The organism is Paenibacillus whitsoniae (assembly GCF_003955665.1).
Classification (GTDB): domain Bacteria; phylum Bacillota; class Bacilli; order Paenibacillales; family NBRC-103111; genus Paenibacillus_E; species Paenibacillus_E whitsoniae.
Genome location: NZ_RXHU01000088.1, coordinates 37712 through 52669, shown reverse-complemented (window position 1 = coordinate 52669; position 14958 = coordinate 37712). Strand labels below are relative to the sequence as shown.

Annotated in this window: 5 protein-coding genes; 2 read left to right on the top strand and 3 right to left on the bottom strand. The window is 54.9% G+C overall.

Features of this window, described 5'->3' with window-relative positions; all coding sequences use genetic code 11:
• Positions 1–28: 28 nt before the first annotated feature.
• The 3 genes from EJQ19_RS26320 to EJQ19_RS26310 all read right to left on the bottom strand — a co-directional run bounded on the left by EJQ19_RS26320 (position 29) and on the right by EJQ19_RS26310 (position 11258).
• Entirely contained in the window at positions 29–1672 is a 1644-nt protein-coding gene (locus tag EJQ19_RS26320; RefSeq protein WP_126144203.1) for a type 2 periplasmic-binding domain-containing protein, read from the bottom strand.
• A gap of 201 nt (positions 1673–1873) precedes the next feature.
• The gene (locus EJQ19_RS26315; protein WP_126144202.1) at positions 1874–4234 is read right to left on the bottom strand and encodes a helix-turn-helix domain-containing protein; all 2361 of its coding nucleotides are present in this window, start codon (positions 4232–4234) and stop codon (positions 1874–1876) included.
• Between the two features lie 232 nt (positions 4235–4466).
• On the bottom strand, positions 4467–11258 hold the full coding sequence (locus tag EJQ19_RS26310) for a polysaccharide lyase family 8 super-sandwich domain-containing protein (RefSeq protein WP_164716723.1): 6792 nt from the start codon (positions 11256–11258) through the stop codon (positions 4467–4469).
• Between the two features lie 285 nt (positions 11259–11543).
• On the opposite strand from EJQ19_RS26310, the gene EJQ19_RS26305 reads away from it, so the two are divergent.
• Both EJQ19_RS26305 and EJQ19_RS26300 read left to right on the top strand, forming a co-directional pair.
• Complete coding sequence (locus EJQ19_RS26305) at positions 11544–12401, top strand: hypothetical protein (RefSeq protein ID WP_126144200.1); 858 nt, start codon at positions 11544–11546, stop codon at positions 12399–12401.
• Positions 12402–12497: 96 nt separating this feature from the next.
• On the top strand, positions 12498–14684 hold the full coding sequence (locus EJQ19_RS26300) for an alpha-galactosidase (RefSeq protein WP_126144199.1): 2187 nt from the start codon (positions 12498–12500) through the stop codon (positions 14682–14684).
• The last annotated feature ends 274 nt before the right edge of the window (positions 14685–14958 follow it).

Genomic DNA, 14958 nt, shown 5'->3' with positions numbered 1-14958 from the left:
AGGCTGCCGCCTCTCCTGGTCTAACTGATTAACGCTTGTTGTAACGATCGAGCGCAGCCTTCTCAATAGCTATCGCGCGGTCAATTTTGAGCGATTTGATTTTATCCACATACTTGTCGAACGAATCAATCGGCTCGGAGCCCAAAATAATTTTGAGCGACATTTCACCCACCAATGTATTCACGTCGTTCATGATGTTCGCAAACTCCGTGCTCTCATCCGGTGTAGGCGTGATCGGCGGCAGCAGGTATTTCTCTGCGTCCGTATTCGACCAGACGGTAATCCCGTCCTTTTGCTCCTGCATTGTCAAATACTGCTCGATATACCGTTTATCCTGAACGAACGGACCGTTGTAGCCGGAACGGGCATACATCGCGAGCGCCTGCGCAGGTGCGAGTTTGTCCGGGTTCTTCATGACGTAATCCGTATACTTCGGATAGCCGTTGTCCATCTTGTAGCTCACGCCTTCAACCCCGAAGTTGAAGAAGTTGTGGCCTTCTTCGCCATAGCCGTAGTCCAGCAGGCGCACCGCGGTCTCCACATTTTTCGAATTCGCGGTGATCGCCACGCCGCCTGTCGGGACAAATGCGAAGTCCTTTTGACCGAACTTCGGCTTGTCGCCGCTTTTCAGCACAGGATAAGGAGCTGGCGCAAATTTCGCCTTCGGCTCTTTCTCCTGCACAATCGGTTGCCATTTGCCGATACCCGCGCCGGAGTTCCAGACCGTTGCCGCGCTTTTGCCCGACGTCATATTGGAATCCATTGTCTTCGTATCGACGGTTGCGATGTTCTTGTCAATTAAACCTTCGGCATACCACTTCTGCATCGTCGCCAGGAATTGCTTATAACCCGGCTCCATCGGGCCGTACTTGATCGTGCCGCCTTCTTGGTAGAAGTTCTTGATCACCCCGAACGCCCCGATGAATGCGCCGCCATCCAGACCGAACAGTGCCGTCGGCATGCCCAGGAACGTCAGCGGGGCCGCTACACCTTTCTTTTCCTTAAACGCTTTCAGCACGTTGTACCATTCGTCGATCGTCTGCGGCATCGGCAAGCCTAGCTCATCCAGCCAGTCTTTGCGGATGATCGGACCTTGATATGTCTTCAAAAGATCATCGCCGCGAATGAACGGGAACGCGTAATAACTGCCGCTGTCGGTTTTGATTTGCTTATCCACTTCCGGGTGCTCTTTCAAATACTTCTTCAAATTAGGCGCATATTTATCAATTGCATCGTTCAATTTCAAAATGTAACCGTCGTTGATCGCCTTTTCCGGGCCTCCCGGGAAAGAGGAACTCCACGAGTACTCGATCATGTCAGGCAGCTCGCCGGACGCCAGCAGCACGTTAAGCGCTTCTTTCGCCTGGTTCGCAGGCGGCTGAATGAATTTCAGATTGACGCCTGTCCGCTTCTGCCACTCTTGAAAAAACGGTACTTCTTGGAACGTCGGTTTGACACTGCCAATGTTCCCGTTGAGCTCAGCCCAATAGGAGAGTGTCTTATCCGTTTTCATTGGATAGCTGAATGTGCCCGTTGCCGCTGCTGGGGACGTGCTTGCTCCCGCTCCGTCTTTCGGCGAGTCGGTTGGCGCTTCCTTCGAGCAGGCTGCGAGCATGGAGCCCGACAGCGCCAGCAAAGTAGCCATAGTTACGATTTTTTTCGTTGCTTTCATAAACCGCTTACCTCCCTTTTTCGTATGACCGCGTCTAGGCAACGCTTCGGTCTGTACAGCCTTCATATTGACGCTGACGAGCGACAAAAGATATAACGAAAAGCTCCAATTTCGTTGTTAAAATACGCCTCAGCATGCATAAAACCGCCAATTGCGTTGCATCCATTACGACAAACGGGCAGCCCCCCAGTGGCCGCCCCTCTATCCCTGCATCTCGCGAAACTTGCCGGGCGTGATGCCTTCGAACTTTTTAAACACCCGGATAAATGTCGCCGCTTCATTAAAACCAACCATCTTGCCGATGTCGACAATCGGCTGATCCGTAAAACCGAGCAGCGCTTTGGCCTGCTCAATCCGCACGCGGTTAATATAATCCAGCAGCCCTTCACCCGTTTGCTCTTTGTACAGCTTGGACAAATAGCTTGCTTTCATTTGAAACTGCTCGCCCAGCAGCCCCACATTCAAATCCATATCCTGATAATGGGTTTCCACATAAACATTCACCTTGTGAATCAGCTCACGCAGTGATTCCGCCCGGCTTTTGGAAATGTTCACGTCCAGCTTAGCCGCCGTGTAGGCACATACATCTTCCAGAAGCAGATTGAGCTGATCCACCATTTCCTTGACCGTATCACTGCTCGCCATCGTCTCCATCCAGTTCGGATGCTTCGCGAGAAAACTCTCCTCAACTTCGCCCAATTCATGAATCGTCTTCATCATCGTTGAAATCAAATTAAACATCAGACAGCGAACCAGCGTCACGGATGTCATCGACTTCCCGTAATTACGGTCGATCACCTCATCCAACACTTCTCTGGCACGCGCCAAATCGCCGATTTTGATAAAATTCATCAGACGCTGTTCAATCTGCAATGGGTAATAGTACCCGGTCATCGGCTCCTTATGCAGCTGCTCGTAGGCAATGATCTGCTGCTTGCCGAACACCAGCTTGTACTCCATCGCATCCAAGGCTTCCTGATACGCTTGCTCAATGCCGGCAATCGTCGAATGCGCTCGCGAAATCGACAGCGTGAGCTTCATCCGATACCGCTCCAGCAGGAACTGCTGCGCTTCTTCCGAGATCGAAACAAGCTGCTGCATGCGCTCATCAGCGTCACCTGAGGAGAAATTCACGATGCAAGCGAGCATATCGTCAATTTCGGCGACATAACCGCGATGTCCATGCATCCCTGCCAGTTCCTCCACCACATTGGTCAAAATAAACTGAGCCAAGCGGCTTTTCTCATGCACGCTAATCGACGAAATGCTGATACTGACCTCCTCCGGTGCCTCCATAAAGAAGAGAATGACAGCAAAATCGTCGGACAGCAGCTCAATCTGATGCGAACTCAGCGACTCCCTCAGCGGAATCGGTCCGTCCAGCCGCCCCTTCAGCAGACGCGCCAGCATGTTGGAGCGCAGCATATTGTGCTGCTGCTGGAGCTGCACCCGAATCGCTTCCTTCTCGCCAAGCGTATCGGAGACGGCACGGTGAATGAAGCTGAGCTCATTCCCTTCCTGACTGCCACGGTCGCGCGCGCCTTCCGCCCTGGCCAGCACTTGAACAAGCCGCTGAATCGGCGAGTAGTTTCTCCGCATAAAAAAGAGGGTCAAAATCGCCGCCCCGATCAGGGAGATCGCCACGCTAACATACATCACATTGCGGACGTACACCGCTTTTTGCCAGTACACTTTGCTTGGGATGACCGAGATGTACGTAAGCTTCGACACCTCGGAATTTAAATAGTAAATTTCCGACTGTTCATCGCTCGTTTTCGTATATATGACGCCGCTCTCCGCCCTGCCCAACTGATCCAGAATCGACGCCGGAAGCCCCTTGCTCGTATTCGACAGCAGCACTTTATGCGCCTCATCCAGCACATACACGTTACCGCCGCTAAAAGACTGCACCTTGGCAATCGCCTTATTAAAACGTTCCACATCCGCCATCACAACCACGGAGCCTGTCGGTTTGCTCCCCGATCCTGCCGGAAGCCGGGTTATGAGCGCAAGCGATTGCTTGGAATACGCGGAATCCTTGCGAGGCATGATCGTGAACGTCGTGCTCCTGTTCATCTTCACCAGCTTCAACCAATCGGCATAACTGATCATGCCCGTATCATGCATCGTTTCAAAACCAGCTTGATAATCCCGCGTACTGCCGGGCAGCAGGACGGTATTCTCCGCCTCCCACGTCACATAAAATTGATCGACATTGGCATAGGAGGTCTGATACATAAGAAACTCCTTCGCGATCAAATAGGCTGTATATTGCTCATCGCTGCTGGACATGCGGGTATAAATCAGGCTTTGAATTCTTGTATTCCAGGTCAACTCCATACTCAGACGCTGCATCATTTCGATCTGCGTATCGATCGTTTCTCGCACCTGCTGGAGCATTGTATCGTTGGCTCTATGAATTTCGCTTCGCAGCGTATTGCTGGATTCCCTGTATAGGATCAGACTCATCAGAATCGGAATAATAAATACGGCGCTGTAGGAAATCAGCCATGTAAAAATGACGCTTTTGCGCTTCTTCCACAAATTCATTTTGATCGGCATACACGCTCTCCTTTGGGGTGTCGTCTTGTTCGTACACTTGCCGTTCGTCCGCCCCATACCTCGTATTCTCACACATTGGCAAAAAGCCGTAAAGCGTAGATTCCTGGCAGTACGGCTTCCTCCATTATGACGACTTCCCCTTGCAATAGATATGCATAAATTGTCCAATCGCGTTGTTAAAAAAATGGCCGCAGCACGAAAAAGAGGGAGCATAACGCCCCCTCTCCAGCATTTAGTTCATAAATGCGATATAGGTCAAAAGCCGTTTCAACACGACCGCAGCTTCCGCTCTGGTTGAAGGGGCGGCAGGCGCGATGAGGCTCGCGGATCGTCCGTTCAGGATGCCAGCTTGGAGTGCCGCCGCTAGCGGCGCTTGCGCCCAGTCGCTTATTTGCGGCTGATCTTGGAATGGCTGCAGCCAGTCTTGGTTCGCACCGGGTGCCGGCTTGCCCGCAAGCTTCATCGCAGATGCAATCATGGCCGCCATCTGCTCGCGCGTGATCGGCAAGTTCGGACTGAACGTATCCGGTCCGGTGCCCTCGATCAGCTTCGCCTGCACGGCCGCTTCAACTGCTGCATAGTACCAATCTGTTGGCGCGACATCCTTAAAACTAGGTCGTTGAACCGGCTTCGCTTGATAACCGAGCGCACGCACGAGCATCGCTGCGAACTCCGCTCTTGTGACCTCCGCTTCCGGTGCGAAGCGGCCGTCCGCCTGACCTTGGACGATCAGCTTCGACGCCAGCAGTTCGACATCGGCTTTGCTCCAGTGTCCGGCAACATCTTCGAACGATTTGCTGCCCTGAATCACTGTGTAGATGCTTGCTCCATTTCGTTTCATGCGTACTTCCGTTAGTCCGTCAGGCCGGGTGACAAACACCGCCGGTACATAAGTCAGCTCGCCAGTCTCCGGATCGTACCGGACGGCTGCCACCTTGCTCGCATCGAAGCCTGCTGGAAGGAGCATCGTGCGAACCACATAGGTGCTGCCGAATTGCGTCACCGTGGCAACTTGATCGCCCTGCTCCAGGGTTACTTTGTAGTCCATGATCGGTCCTGCAACTGCAACGTGATAGTTGTTGGAGGCTGCCTTTACGCGTTCCTCCAAGTTCGAATCCGCTTGTTGCATCGTGACGGTTACGGTCGTGCTTGCCCCGGATGTCGCCGCACTTTCCGCAGCTCCGCCAGGAGCGAACAGAGACAACGGCAGCGTCATTTCGCCAAACGGGGACTGGAGAACAACGGTGCCCGTTGGCAACGTTGCAGCCGCATCCTTTAAAGCGGCTGCCGGAAGCTTCACGACCAAGGTGCTGCCATTACCCGGCGGCGCAATGACGACGGTCGAGGTATCCGCAGACCAAGCTTGCTTCAAATCCTGGGCAGCCACGACCACCGTCGTTACTTCTCTGCCTTGGCTGTCCTTGCTCGTTGTGACCGCGTCCTCCGGCAGCTTCAGCTGAAGAACGCTGTCTTTTGGAGCTGTCGCTGGCGGCGTCGACGGTGTTCCGGCACCAGTACCGGCACTTGAACCACTGCCAGAACCCGAGCCGCTGCCCGAATCGCCACCTGGCGACGACTCCACAGTGACGAAGCGCAGCGTCGTCACCTTCCCTGCCGGCGCGCCGCTCATCTCGTCCGCAGCAGCACGGATCTTAAGCTCATGCGGGCCGTTCAGGTTAACGCGCCCAAACGCTTCAGCTTCATACCGCACATAATCGCCGCCGTCCAAGCTGTATTCCAGCCCCGCGGCCATACCCGATACGGTATTCGCCGCATCGTCCGCCGTCACTTGCGGCGCTTTCGGCACCACATACACGGTTACCGCAGCTTGCAGCTCGGCATGAGCCGTCGTTGCCGTAATGACCGCCTTGCCCGGCTGCAACGCTTGCACCAAGCCGGTGCTGTCGACAGAAGCCGTCTGCTCATTGGAGGATAGCCATCCGATTGTCGTGTCATACACGTCCGAAGGCGTCATTTGAGCACCCAGCGATGCCGACGTCTGCTCGGCATCCTCCGCCGGTTCATCCAGATACAGCGCCTGTTCCGCCGTATTTAAGGCCAGCCCTTCGGGCTGCTTAGGCGCTTGATAAGTATACACCTTCACATTGTCGATCCATAATGGCGCGTCCACGGCGCCATAGGACGTATAGATCCGAATGTTGTCGATGGTGGACGACGCCTCATAGAAATTCAGGTTCGCCTTTTGCAGCACGCCGTTCAAATAAACATTGACCTTCTGATTCGCAATGTCGACCTCCAGACGGATGTGATGCCAGACGCCTGTCGGTACCGAACCGAGCGTATCGACCGTGCCGTCCTTGTACAGGTACCGCAGCGTTCCACTCGTTAATAGCCGAACGACGGTTTTCTCGCCCTGCCGCAGCTCATAGAACGGCGTTTTGCCGCTGTTCTTTTCCTTCAAATCCCACTCCGCGACTAATGATCCGCTTTGTACCGCAAAAGGCTGCAGCATTGAAGCGCTAAACTTATTGTCGTTGTCACCTAGCAGAACGCTTCGATTTGCCGCATTTGGATCGTCCACAATCTGGACAGGAGCCGTCGCGCTCTGCGCAACTTGCCATGCGCCGAAGGAACCGGCGTTAAACGTGCCGTATACTAGCGTCTGTTCGCCGAAACGATACACCGCGATGTCGTCTGCATACAGAATCGCGTCTTTTGCCTGGGCATCCGTTTTCATGCGAAATCCATCCAGCGCCGTAACTGGGTTAGCGAAGCTCGCCCCAGCCGCCGCCAGTTTGCCATCCACATAGACATCGTATTTGTTGTGCGTAAGGTCGATCGTCACCCGCAGCTTCGTCCACGTTGCCGCAGACACCCCTTGCACATAGTGCTCGGCGCCCTGAGCATCAAGCCAATAGAGGGCTCCCGCCCGCGTCACAAGACGAATGGCGGCTGCATCGCCGCTAAGCAGCGTAAATTCCTCGCCTTTCGGCCCGTATGGCTCGGCAAACGTCCATTCAGCCTCGGCCAAGCCGGAGACAGCAGGAAAGGTTCGCGAGGCAAACGCTGAGTCCTGAGCGCTCATATCCAACAATCGAAGGATATTGCTGGATTCCTCCGGCAGCCGTTCCAGCGTCACAAGTGTCTGTTGCGCATTGCTTACGCTCCAGCCGCTAGGGCCGCCGCCGACCGCTTCCAGCCCGTTGCCTTCGTTATCGAAGGCGGCGTACAGCGCAGCATTGCGGTCAAGCTCTTCCGCGCCGCTTCTAGGATTCACAATCGCCGGTATCGGCGGGCGATCCGAAGGTCTCGGCTTCGCAGGGTCCGTATCAAACGTCACATGGAACGTGCGTCCGACCGAACCTTTCACACTGACCACCAAGCGGATGGTCGGGTATAGCTGCGTCACCATGATCTGCGGATCCGCCTGCAGCACACCTGCAGCGGAACGATCCAGCTCAAGCTCGATAGCGCCTGTATTCTCTAGCGTAGGGTCGGAAACCGCGAGCTCCAATTGGTTGTTCACTTCCTTGATCATCACCGCCGCCTGCCTGGAGCTCGTCACCAGATCTGCCTTCACCTTCTGATCTTTCCAGAAGTTCACGGCAGTAAGACCCAATCCATTATGGCGAACCGCCTGCGCCCCTTCATTGTTGACCAGCACCTCGTAAGGCGGATGCTCGGCATACTGCTTTACCTGTTCCGCCGTTTTGTTCGGCAAAATCGCATAGCTGTACGTCTGGCCTTGAGGACTTTTTCCGTGGTCGAACCACAAGCTGAGGTAGTTCCGCGTCACGGGAGCAGACTGGGCAATACTTTGGTTCACATCGCTCCAACGGCCAGTGCGCTGCTCACGAAGCCCATTAATCGCCGGGAGATCCGGGAAATAATATCCGATATCCGACTGCGCGCCGTTGCCGCCGAAGTGCATCCACTGCACGCCTGTCATGCGTTCATTCCAGCCGAGTGCCGTGGACTTCGCCTGCCCGTTCACGGTCAGCGCATTGTCGCCGGCCGCATTCAGCTTCCGCTGCTCGACGATCGTCTCGATCGTCCGGTTGTCGCTGCTCGAGATGCCCGAGCCGAGCGCCACGATCTCGTCGCCGAACATAAACCACGATTTATTCGCCTGCAGCGTCGTGCCGATTTGCTTCAGCTGCATACCGGAGCTGCCGTACGGCCCCATTTCAACGCCGCCAGCCCACGCGTTTGTCGGCTTGCCTTCCCCGTCCCCGTTCTGGAAATCAGTGAAGGTGCGCGGTCTTGTATCCACCGTCGTACCTGGCAGGCGGTACCGGTTCGCTGTCGCCCAATAATCCTCCATATACTGCGCTTGATCACCATTATACAGGTACGTCATGCCGTCGCCTGTGTACCAGCCTTCTCCGTTTTCACCGTTGGTCAGCTCATAGGTTTGGATACGTTTTGAGCTTTTGCTAATCCCAAACGTATAGTCGTCGCGAACCTGCAAGCTTCTGGCCATCCCCGCAAACTCGTAGTAGCCCGAAGCCTCCCGATCCGGCACAATCGCTGCGTCGCTCATCCATCCCTTCACAGAACCGATCAGATTCATAGAAGACAAACTATTGTAATAGTTAAAATGCGTCTGATCCTCCGTCATCCATGCCTTCAGCATGCTTTTCAGCTTCTGCGCATCCGATGCCGGGGCGTCCAGCGCCAATCTGGCGAGTGCCGACATGATGCCCGCTGCGGTTACCTGGGAATTATTTGACCCGCGGGCAATCGAGCGACCGTTGACGAAATCCATCGTCATCCCTTTATAAATAACCGGAGCAACCCCATCATAAATCCACTTGTAAAAGAGATTCACGTTAGGATCGGTGACCGGCCAAGGGCTGCCGTTGAGCAAATACAGCAGTTGGCTGACGCCTTCCAGCATGACCGAACCGTAGCTGCCCGTGTAGGGAACGGACGCATGCATCACGAACGAGCCATCCTCGTAAAAACCGTCGCCTGCCGTCACATAAGCAAACAGCGGGGACATTTCCGTCGCCACGGCGCGGATGCGCGCATCCGATTGCAGCAGCAACCCGTCCACAAGCTTATACAGCAAAATATCGGAACGATTCGCCCCCGTATAGTAAGAGCTAGTATCGAACACATTGGACTGGATATCCGGCGTGTAATGGTCAATCGCGCCGATGTAGCGAGCAATCTGCTCTGGCGTCAGCGCATCGTACATCATCACCATCGTATCTGTCATTTTCCCGGGGATACCAATTTCAAAATTCCACCAGTTGCCGAACGCGGTACCCGTCTCGTTGTACTGCTTGGTATACACCCAATCCAGTGCCGAGACGATATCGTCGCGTAGCTGCAAATTGTGGTAAAGCGCCCCGCCTTTCGTCGAGTAGGCGTAAGCCATCTCGCGGATTCGCGAAATATTGTTATGAATCGCATCGGAATTCCCGCTGCTGACGACGCTGTCCGACCACAGCACTTGGCGGTCCGCTGCTTTTTGAAGCGTGGACCAGCGGGTTTGTCCGTTCGCCGTAAGCGTGGCCACCTTGGCCTGTACGTCCGCGTCTGACGTATCCAAATTGTCGCCGCCGTCGAGCCCTGCTTTGCGCTTCAAACGTAAACGCTCGAACTCGCCGGAGACCGCTGCTTGATCAATGACCTTAATCATGGTGCTCGCTGTTTTTCCTCCATCCACACTTGTTGCCGTCAACTGCGTCTCGCCTAGCTTCAGACCGGCAACCACGCCCGCCGCATCGACCGATGCAATCGTGGCATCGCCAATCGTCCACGTCACAAGCTGATTGCCTGCTTGTGCCGGTTGAAAAGTCGGCACCAACGTAACCGTATCCCCTTTGATCACCGTAACGGTGCTCGGCAAAGAAATGGACGCCACACTTGGCGGCTGCACATTCACTGTCGTCATCGCCGTATGGCTGCCGTCTTCACTCAACGCCGTAATCACTGCCTGACCAGTCGCCTGTGCGGTGACAAGCCCTTGCGCGTCCACCGTAGCAGCAGCGGGATTGCCGCTTGTCCATGTCACCTTCTTATTCGTCGCGTTTGCAGGTGTAAACACAGGCGTTAACTGCACCGTTCCCCCTGCCGCCACCGTTTGCTCAGCAGGCAACGTGATGCCGTCCAATGGCACGTTGGTCGTGACCGTAATCGTCGATGACGCTGTCTTGGCACCTTCCAACGTCGTCGCCGTAATGTGCGCCGTGCCGACGGCCATGCCGGTCGCAACGCCGTACGTATCGACCGTGACCGTTGCCGGCGCGTCCGAGCTCCACATCACGCGCTGATCGGCGGCATCTGCCGGGGCAACCTGCGCCGTGAGCGCCACTTGCTTGCCGACGCCGATCGTCGACGCACCCGGCGTCACGGAAACGCTTTCAACTGGTTCGTACGAATAGACACGAACATCGTCCAAATAAGCACTGCCCGGTACCGACGTGCCGGTCTGCGTAAATTTGATTGTGTTGATCGTATCCCAAGTTGCACCTAAAGCCCCTGCGGTCACCACTTGTACATCATTGAGCAGCACGTCCGCCTTTTGCCCGGTCTGATCAATGATTGCTTTCACCTTGTACCACGTATTGGGCGTATACGCCCCCAACGATTTGCCCAGAATCGACATTTGGCCTGTTTCCGTCAAGGTCAGAAAATTTTTCCACACACCGCTGTTGCTCTTCATATCCAGCAGCCGGATATGGCCGGCGTCTTCAGCGCGAACCGCTGCCTCTAATACGACTTTGCCGGCAATATTGAGAGAGAATTTCCCCGCGTACAGCTGTGTGCCGGACGTACCCGACATCAGCTTCAAGCTGAGATCGCTTCTGCCGGGAGCCGCTTCCCCAATTGTATAATCCGTACCAGCTTTTGCATTGTACAACCCCCAGTTGCCGCCAACCTCCGCAGCCGGCCCCGACGTCGAGGGCGAGGTGGGGTAACTGTTGAAACTGGCCGCCACATACGTGGTCGCTGCAGCCTGTGCCGTGATCGGCCCCGCCTTACCGTACGGCAGCAGCAAGTTGCCTGTCAGGGCGGCGATGAGAGCGAGCACATACCTCTTTTTACTCATGGACATCTCCCCTTCATGATTGGATGACTACACGCTCATTATAAGAGGAGAAGCAGCGCGGCCATATTTCCATTTCGTCCAATAGACTTAACAAATTGTTTTCCCCATGTACAAAATGTCCACGATCATTAACAATAACCATTAAAAAACCAAAACGCCCTATCCTTAAGCTGCAAATCCCTCCAAACCACAAGCGCCTCTCCCGCATAACCCACCGCCTCGTTTAACCCTCGATGACTTTGTTAATGATAGAAGGGAATACTTTCCGACTTCTTGAGGTGCGAAATGCCGAACTATGTGCCCTATCTGCTATTAGCATGCATAGCTATCCTAATCACTATCGTCACGGCAATTCGTAAGCAGGAGCCGTTCACCCTTTTTCTCCATCTATCCTTTGCAGGCATGATTTACGTCTTTGAAGTGTTTGTGCTTGTCGTATTCGAGGCCTACACGTACTACCCTAAATTTTTGAAAAACTCTTTCCTGGACAGCATGGTCGGGGCCACGTTTTCCGACTTTTTCATCGTCCCTTCCATTGGCGTGCTTCTGGCCTTCTATCAGCTGCGTTGGCCCTGGATCGGCTTCTTCGCCGCAGCAATGAGCGGATTGGATGTACTGTTCGTTCATTTGGGCCTATACAGCCATGAAGGATGGTCGTCGTGGTACACCTTTTTTGCCTTACTCTTCTTCTTCCCGATGTGCCGGATATGGATTCGGAAAATACAGGAAGGAAACCGCTCCTTCTGTTATTTGACGTATTTGATGTTTGCGTTCAGTACGACAGATTCGACCATGTTCATTCTGCTATTAAGCGGCTTGCGGCGTATGAAGATGGGGCTCTATCCCAATCCTTACCGGGATGATGTGATTTTGACCGTCTGCTCTGCCTTCGCCATTACGCTTTTGCTTGGCAGCGTAATCTACGCGACGAACAAGCGTCGCTATTGGGCAGCCGCCTGGGTCATCATCATTGCCGGACAATATATCCTTTACCGGACCGGTCACTTGATCCTTTTTGTCCAACCCTGGATCTATGCCATCGCTTTTCTTGCTTTCTTGGGAGCCGCCACCTGGATGGATATGATCGGGCTAAAGTGGCTGCGGGCTTATGTGGAAAAGAAAAAAAACTACATTTCTACATAGTTATGCCTCATTTCTCCATATACTTCTCTCACCTAGCATTCTATGATACGCCTATAGTTTCTTAGATCATGAGAAAGTTTGAGGTGCCTTTTCTCCATGTCCATTTATTTTGATGCCGAACAGCGCGTTTTTCATCTGCAGGCAGGTCATACAAGCTATGTGCTGCACATTTTTGAGGCAGGCTATCTCGCGCATGCCTACTGGGGAAAAACGGTGCGCAGCATCCAGCCGGAAAGACTCATCCGCACGGAGGAACGCGCCTTTTCACCGAATCCCGATCCGGCCAACCGCCGCTTTTCACTCGATACGCTGCCGCAGGAATATCCGGCTTACGGGAATACGGACTATCGCCAGCCGGCTTACCAGGTTCAACTGGACAATGGCTCTACGATCACGGATCTCCGCTATGTTTCTCATACGATTACGCCAGGCAAACCCGCGCTGACAGGCCTTCCTGCCACATATGCCGAATCGGAGCAAGAAGCGACGACGCTGGAAATCACGTTGGAAGACAAGCTCATCGGCCTTCAAGCCATCCTGAGCTACACCGCTTTCGAGCGGCAAGATGCGATTGCGCGCAGCGTACGGTTTATCAACACCGGAACCGCACCGCTCAAGCTGCTCCGCGCACTTAGCGTGAACGTCGATTTCAACCACGACCAGTTCGAGCTCCTGCACTTATCCGGCGCTTGGGCGCGAGAACGCTATGTGGAAAAAAGGAAGCTTGCGCCTGGCACGCAATCCATCGAAAGCCGCCGCGGAGCAAGCAGCCACCAGCAGAATCCGTTCGTCGCCCTGCTGGAGCGCGGTGCTACGGAAGACTACGGCAACGTGTACGGCTTCAGCCTCGTCTACAGCGGCAACTTCCTCGCCTCCGTCGAAGTCGACCAAATGCACACGTCGCGCCTTTCCATGGGCATCAATCCGTTCGATTTCTCTTGGCTCCTGGGGCCAGGGGAACAATTCCAAACGCCTGAAGCCGTTATGGTGTTCTCCAGCCAAGGGCTGACGGGCATGTCCCAGACGTATCATGAGCTGTACCGGACGAGACTGTGCCGCGGCGAGTTCCGTGATAAACCGCGCCCAGTGCTGATTAACAACTGGGAAGCGACGTACTTCAATTTTACTGCAGACAAAATTGAACAAATCGCCCAAGCAGGCCGCGAGCTTGGCATCGAGCTGTTCGTGCTCGACGACGGCTGGTTCGGCAAACGCAACGACGACACCACATCGCTCGGCGACTGGTTCGTTGACAAGAACAAACTCCCGGCAGGCCTCGAAGATCTCGCTCAACGTGTAACCAAGCTCGGGATGCAGTTCGGCCTCTGGTTCGAGCCGGAGATGATTTCCCGCGACAGCGAGCTGTACCGTGCACATCCGGACTGGTGCCTGCACGTGCCGGAACGCAACCGCTCTGAGGGCCGCGGCCAACTGACCCTCGACTTGTCGCGTCCCGAAGTGTGCGACTACATTGTCGACGCGGTCTCGAAGGTGCTCGCCAGCGCGCCGATTTCCTACGTCAAATGGGACATGAACCGCCATATGACCGAAATCGGCTCTGCCGCGCTGCCACCGGAGCGCCAGCGTGAGACCGCCCACCGCTACATGCTGGGCCTGTACAGCGTGATGGAGCGCATCACGACAGCGTTCCCGCACGTGCTGTTCGAAAGCTGCTCGGGCGGCGGCGGCCGCTTCGATCCCGGCATTCTGCACTATATGCCGCAGACGTGGACAAGCGACAACACCGATGCCGTCGCCCGCTTGAAAATCCAGTACGGCACGAGCCTCGTCTATCCGATCAGCGCGATGGGCGCGCACATCTCCGCCGTGCCGAACCATCAACTGCACCGCACCACCTCACTGAAAATGCGCGGTGACGTCGCGATGTCCGGCAACTTTGGCTACGAGCTCGATTTGACGACGTTCACACCGGAAGAACACGAGCTGGCCAAGGAGCAGGTCGCTCAGTACAAAGAACTGCGCGAGTTTGTGCAGTTCGGCCGGTTCTACCGCTTGCTCAGCCCGTTCGAGGGCCCCGAAGCCGCCTGGATGTTCGTCTCCGAAGACGGCCAGGATGTGCTGGCTTGCTACTTCAACATCCTGGCGGAGCCGCATGAGCCCCTCAAACGCCTGATGCTGAAAGGGCTCGACCCGAACGGCACTTACCGGAACACCGCAACCGACGAGGTGTACGGCGGCGATGAACTGATGCATGCCGGCCTTGCCCTGCCGAGACAGCATGGCGATTTTGAAAGCCATCTGTACCGCTTCCGGAAGGTGTAGACTCCCGCGCTTTGCGGCGTCTTGATGCCCGCATGAAATAGAAGCCTCATCCAACGCTTAACCTGTCGGTGGCGTTAGATGAGGCTTTGCGTTTTTTAACGGGAAATTTGTTAGGAGAAGGCTGAAAACTGCAATTACGCAGGAATTTTCCAGGAAAATGCCGTTTTCAGCCAAATGCCTGCGTTAAAGCAGTTTTTTGCCCCGGGTCTGCGCCAAAACAGGGTTCTCGCCCAAAATGCCTGCTCAATCGCAGGCATTTCACAGAATCCAGAGG

Excerpts from the sequence above, each read along its gene's own strand:
- EJQ19_RS26305 (WP_126144200.1), top strand. The coding sequence starts at position 11,544 with ATGCCGAACTATGTGCCCTATCTGCTATTAGCATGCATAGCTATCCTA.
- EJQ19_RS26300 (WP_126144199.1), top strand. The coding sequence starts at position 12,498 with ATGTCCATTTATTTTGATGCCGAACAGCGCGTTTTTCATCTGCAGGCA.
- EJQ19_RS26320 (WP_126144203.1), bottom strand. The coding sequence starts at position 1,672 with ATGAAAGCAACGAAAAAAATCGTAACTATGGCTACTTTGCTGGCGCTG.
- EJQ19_RS26315 (WP_126144202.1), bottom strand. The coding sequence starts at position 4,234 with ATGCCGATCAAAATGAATTTGTGGAAGAAGCGCAAAAGCGTCATTTTT.
- EJQ19_RS26310 (WP_164716723.1), bottom strand. The coding sequence starts at position 11,258 with ATGAGTAAAAAGAGGTATGTGCTCGCTCTCATCGCCGCCCTGACAGGC.